General features: G+C 57.1%; 4 protein-coding genes, 2 tRNA genes and 1 pseudogene. 2 read left to right on the forward strand and 5 right to left on the reverse strand.

Going from position 1 to position 5,462, the window contains the following annotated elements:
* A pseudogene (locus WFM46_RS22600) lies at positions 1–279 on the forward strand (amidase); the annotation flags it as partial.
* Here the strand turns inward: WFM46_RS22600 and WFM46_RS22605 are convergent.
* From WFM46_RS22605 to mdtK, 4 genes are all read right to left on the reverse strand, one after another.
* On the reverse strand, positions 266–1,876 hold the full coding sequence (locus tag WFM46_RS22605; RefSeq protein ID WP_336998600.1) for an FAD-NAD(P)-binding protein: 1,611 nt from the start codon (positions 1,874–1,876) through the stop codon (positions 266–268). The pseudogene WFM46_RS22600 and the gene WFM46_RS22605 sit on opposite strands and share 14 nt — an antisense overlap.
* A 149-nt stretch (positions 1,877–2,025) precedes the next feature.
* A tRNA-Val gene (locus tag WFM46_RS22610) sits at positions 2,026–2,102 on the reverse strand.
* A 4-nt stretch (positions 2,103–2,106) separates the two neighbouring features.
* Positions 2,107–2,183 (reverse strand) — tRNA-Val (locus WFM46_RS22615).
* Between the two features lie 151 nt (positions 2,184–2,334).
* Positions 2,335–3,708, reverse strand: coding sequence for an MdtK family multidrug efflux MATE transporter (gene mdtK, locus WFM46_RS22620; RefSeq protein WP_336998601.1), 1,374 nt, complete (start codon positions 3,706–3,708; stop codon positions 2,335–2,337).
* A gap of 222 nt (positions 3,709–3,930) precedes the next feature.
* Between mdtK and WFM46_RS22625 the strand changes: the two genes are divergently transcribed.
* Positions 3,931–4,575 (forward strand): riboflavin synthase subunit alpha, encoded by a 645-nt coding sequence (locus WFM46_RS22625; RefSeq protein ID WP_103179352.1) that lies wholly within the window; start codon positions 3,931–3,933, stop codon positions 4,573–4,575.
* A 31-nt stretch (positions 4,576–4,606) separates the two neighbouring features.
* On the opposite strand, the gene cfa is transcribed toward WFM46_RS22625, so the two are convergent.
* On the reverse strand, positions 4,607–5,462 hold an 856-nt coding region (cfa, locus tag WFM46_RS22630), incomplete at its 5' end, for a cyclopropane fatty acyl phospholipid synthase (RefSeq protein ID WP_336998602.1).

The raw sequence follows: 5,462 nt of genomic DNA on the forward strand, positions 1-5,462 counted from the left end.
CGTCGGTTGCGCCACACCCTTGGTCAGGTAGCAGAGCAGGCGGGGGTCGATGCTTACCTCTACCCAACGGTGTGCCGTATACCCGACAGCCTGGAGAAGATGCCGCCCGGATGTGCACCTGAGCTGGCGGCCATCAGCGGTTTCGCCGCTATCACGCTTCCTTGCGGCAGAACGCGCAGCGGCTTTCCCGTGGGGCTGGAAATTCTCTCTCCCGCAGCCGATGAATCGCCGCTGCTGGCGTTGGCCGCCGCCTGCGAAACCGCCTTTACTCCGCCATAAGCGGCAACCGCCTGCGTACGCGGGAGGCGGGCTGAACGGCGGCTTTCGCCATCGCTTCGCCGATCTCCGCGCAGGCCACCAGACCCTGGACAAAGGGGCGATCGTGCATCAGATAGGGCAGGGCGCCGAAGGCGATGCGCCCGCGCAGGTACTCCGGTGCCAGCAGGGTGTAATCGTCGCCGACGTCGGGGATATCTTCTCCCGCAGAGACAAGCTGTTCGCGCATGGACGGAAACGGCAAGTCTTTGCTTTTCAGCGCTTTCTGCCCGCGGGCGTCGATAAAGGTATCAAAGATCCAGCGTTTACCCTCGGCGTGAATGACCGTCCGGTTCCCTTCTGCGGTCAGTTCATACTCGTTGCCCAGCGCCTCGATGCTGATGATACCCGCCTCGCGCAGGGCCAGCAGTCGGCGCACCGACCGTGAAGGGATCGCCGCATAATTGTCGATAAACACCCGCGCCAGCCCCGTTTTAAAGCGTTCTCTGTCGGTCTCATCCAGGTAGGGCACAATCTTTTCTACGGCCTCATGCAGCCGCAACACGGTGTAGCGCCACGGCAACGTGCGGTGGTCCCGCTTGTTGCGCTCCACTTCATCCAGGTTAGAGACCGCCCAGCGGAACGGGCCATGCTTCTGGCGATCGGCAAACCAGGCGTCGCGGATGCTGTCGGCGGTGAGGGTGTCCAGGGCGATCGCCTTGCTCCACTGCGGGTCAGCCTGCGTCAGCTCTTCAATCATCAGCATAAATACCCGGTCGAGCAGGCCGGTGGTGCCCTGCTGGATTGCCGCCTCGATGGCCGTTTCCGTGACCACGGTTAACGGCTCGTAAGGGATAGGACAGTAGAAATCGGCTTCGGGCAGGATGCCAGAGCGGGACATCAGCACAATCTTCAGCGCCTCGCTCTTCTCATCAAGCCGGTAGTGGATCTGCTCGTCATCGGTCTCAATGAATTTGCCATGCTGTACGGCGACGGCCATTGCCGCGTCCAGCCCGCTCAGGGAGGTACCTAAAATGCCCACCTTGCCCGCGCCGATGCTGGCCTCCATCAGCCCGGACCAGGGGCTCGGGAAGAAGTCGCGTGGAGAGGTATCTTCGTCCGGCCAGACGTGGCCAGTGGCGATCACCGCCAGATCGAACTGGTCAGGAGTGAGTTTGCCGTCGGTCCAGATGCTCACCCCCTCGGCGCTGGCCAGCAGATCGCTCACCTGGCAGGACTCCTGGACGGTGATCTCGAAGCCCTGTTTTCGTGCCTGCGCGATGAGCGTCTGGAACTGGTCACGGAAATACTGGCCCAGCAGAATACGCGGCAGGAACTGTCGGTCGTGCAGGGTAGATTTCTGCACGCCGTAGCGCGCAAGGTGCGCCTCGCTCTGGGTGCGCAGCCACGCGAGGTAGGTGGAGAAAAGGGGCGGGATCTCAATGCTGGCGATATTGGCCAGCATCATGCGCGAGTTATCTTCATCGCTATAGGGCATCCCGACGCCGGCCTCTTCAGCCTGTTCATAAACGGTGACGGAAAGCGGTGTATTCAGTTTCAGAAGTGAAAAGAGGGTATAGATCCCCGTGGGACCTGCTCCGACAATGGCAATTTTTTTCATTGTGTTTACCTGCTGTTTTTTTTACCGAATCCATGGGAAAAATGCTATGCAGGTTAAGTGTGGTAGAAAACGGGTGATGAGCAACTCAGAAACGAAGCGAAAGTGATAAATCAGAGAAGAAGAGGGATTGCACTATTTCAGAACTGAAATGGTGCGTCCGAGTGGACTCGAACCACCGACCCCCACCATGTCAAGGTGGTGCTCTAACCAACTGAGCTACGGACGCAGAATGGTGCGTTCAATTGGACTCGAACCAACGACCCCCACCATGTCAAGGTGGTGCTCTAACCAACTGAGCTATGAACGCATTGTTGTGTGTGACAACGGGGACGGATATTAGCGGCAGTGGTCGCATGAGGCAAGAGGCAAACCGCAATTTTCTTTCAGATTTCACACGATTGCTCTATTCGCGCGCAAAATGAAGAGAAAGTAGCCGCCCGCAGGCGGCTGGCGGGTGATTAACGCGCAGCGCGTTGCAAAATCACGCTGGATGGCTGGCGCTGTAAAAAACGCATGCGCAGCATCATCATAACGGCGGCGGAGGTCAGACCGATGATAAAGCCCATCCAGAAACCGGCCGGGCCCATACGATCCACCACCAGATCGGTGAGCGCCAGAATATAGCCGCTCGGCATACCCAGCACCCAGTAGGCGATAAAGGTGATAAAGAAAATCGACCGCGTATCTTTATAACCTCGAAGCACGCCGCTGCCGATCACCTGGATTGAATCGGAGAGTTGATACACTGCCGCGAGCAGCATCAGATGGGAGGCCAGCAGCACCACCTCCGGGTTGTCATTATAAAGCAGGGCGATCTGCTCGCGCAGCGTGACGGTGAACAGCGCCGTGCAGACGGCCATGCACATGCCTACGCCAATGCCGGTCCGGGCTGCGATTTGCGCATCCAGCGTGGAGCCCTGTCCGAGGCGATAACCGACGCGAATGGTTACCGCGGCAGCAAGCGACAGCGGCAGGACGAACATCAGCGAGCTGAAGTTAAGGGCGATCTGGTGCCCGGCCACATCCACAATCCCCAGCGGGGAGACGAGCAGGGCGACCACCGCGAACAGCGTCACTTCGAAGAAGAGCGCCAGCGCGATAGGCAGGCCCAGCTGCACCAGCCGTTTGACCACCTCCATGTCCGGCTGGCTGAAACCCGCTTTGCTACGGATATCACGCATGGAGCGGGCACGCTTCACATAGGAGAGCATGCCGAAGAACATCACCCAGTAGACTACCGCCGTGGCAACGCCGCAGCCGATGCCGCCCAGTTCAGGCATGCCGAAATGACCGTAAATAAAGATGTAGTTCACCGGGATATTGACCAGCAGGCCGATAAAACCCAGCACCATGCCCGGTTTGGTCTTCGCCAGACCTTCACACTGATTACGCATCACCTGGAAGAATAAATAACCCGGCGTCCCCCAGAGAAGGGCGCGTAAATAGCCGACGGCTTTATCCGCCAGGGCCGGGTCAATATTGCGCATGGCGTGAATAATATAGCCCGCGTTCCACAGCACCAGCATGATCAACACCGAGACCAGACCGGCCAGCCAGAAGCCCTGACGGATCTGATGGGCGATACGATCCCGCCGCCCGGAGCCGTTAAGCTGAGCAATCACTGGCGTCAAGGCCAGCAGGAGGCCGTGGCCGAAGAGAATAGCCGGTAGCCAGATAGAGGTCCCGATGGCTACCGCGGCCATATCGGTGGCGCTGTAGCCACCCGCCATAACTGTATCGACGAACCCCATTGAGGTCTGGGCGATTTGCGCGAGTATCACCGGGATTGCCAGAGCTAATAACTGACGCGCTTCAATCATGTACTTCTGCACGTGAACACCTTTGGTATTGTTGTTATTTGAATGCAAAAAAAGCCGCTGCGAAAAACAGCAAGAAGAAGATGCGGGGAAGTCCAGCTATTGTAGCGGGGATAAGCTAATTATCTAGTGAAAAAATCGCCAGAAAAGGTGGGTACTGGCAACCTCTATTTTCAACTGTTATTGTGGTGGGATTAAACGGTGTTAACACCGAAGGAACAAACAGGAGTCGTAAGCATGTTTACTGGTATTGTGCAGGGCACCGCGAAACTGGTGGCCATTGATGAAAAACCCAATTTCCGTACCCACGTCGTCGCCCTGCCGGACGAGATGCTCGATGGGCTGGAGACCGGGGCATCGGTTGCACACAACGGTTGTTGCCTGACGGTGACCGAAATTAACGGTAATCTCATCAGCTTCGATTTAATGAAAGAGACGCTGCGCATTACCAATTTGGGTGACCTGGTTGAGGGCGATATTGTTAACGTGGAGCGCGCCGCGAAATTCAGCGACGAAATTGGCGGGCATTTAATGTCAGGCCATATTATGACTACCGCGGAAATTGCCAAAATCCTCACCTCAGAAAATAACCGTCAAATCTGGTTCAAGGTGCAGGATCCTTCATTGATGAAGTACATCCTCTATAAAGGCTTTATTGGCGTGGATGGCATTAGTCTGACCGTTGGTGAAGTGACACCTACCCGATTCAGTGTCCACCTGATCCCGGAGACGCTGCAGCGCACGACTCTCGGCAGCAAAAAGCTGGGGCACAGAGTGAATATCGAAATTGACCCGCAAACCCAGGCGGTGGTCGATACCGTGGAGCGCGTACTGGCGGCGAAAGAGGCCGCCGCTATCCAGCAGACGCTCAACGACGCATGATAAAAAAGACCCCGGCAAGCCGGGGTCTTTTTTAGCGGGGCACCCGCAGGCCGTGCTCCACGCCGCGGCTGAATACCACCTGCCACAGCTGAATATCACGGGCGCGAAACGCACCGGCGCAGGCGTTCAGATAGTAGCTGAACATCCGTTTAAATCGTTCAGAATAGTTGTCGGCGATCTCCGGCCAGCTGGCAAGGAAGCGCGCATGCCAGGCCATCAGGGTAGTATCGTAATCAGCGCCAAAATTATGCCAGTCCTCCATTACAAAATGGGCTTCGCTGGCATTCGCAATCTGGCGAACTGAGGGCAAACAGCCATTCGGAAAGATGTACTTGTCTATCCAGGGATCAACGTTATGGTCGGTTTTTCGTGAGCCAATGGTATGCAGCAGGAACAGGCCATCCGGCTTCAGGTTACGATCCACCACGTTGAAATAGGTGTTGTAGTTTTTTGGCCCCACGTGCTCGAACATCCCTACCGAGACAATGCGATCGAACTGATCGTGCAGATCGCGGTAGTCCTGTAACAGGATGGTGACATCCAGCCCGGCGCAGCGCGCCTGCGCCATGCGTTGCTGCTCCGCTGATATGGTCACACCGACCACGCTGACGCCATAGTGCTGCGCCATAAACTCCGCCAGCCCGCCCCAGCCGCAACCGATATCCAGTACCCGCATACCGGGCTGCAGTTGCAGTTTTTCGCAGATGAGGCGCAGTTTATCCTGCTGGGCCTGCTCAAGGGTGGTGGCCTCTTTCCAGTAACCGCAGGAGTACTGCATAGCTGGGTCGAGCATACGGCTGAACAGGTCATTGCCAAGATCGTAGTGCTCTTTGCCGACAATCCAGGCGCGCTTTTTACTTTGCAGGTTGAACAGGCGGGCAGTAGCG

The organism is Leclercia sp. M50 (assembly GCF_037150775.1).
Classification (GTDB): Bacteria; Pseudomonadota; Gammaproteobacteria; order Enterobacterales; family Enterobacteriaceae; genus Enterobacter.

Excerpts from the sequence above, each read along its gene's own strand:
- WFM46_RS22605 (WP_336998600.1), bottom strand. The coding sequence starts at position 1,876 with ATGAAAAAAATTGCCATTGTCGGAGCAGGTCCCACGGGGATCTATACC.
- WFM46_RS22625 (WP_103179352.1), top strand. The coding sequence starts at position 3,931 with ATGTTTACTGGTATTGTGCAGGGCACCGCGAAACTGGTGGCCATTGAT.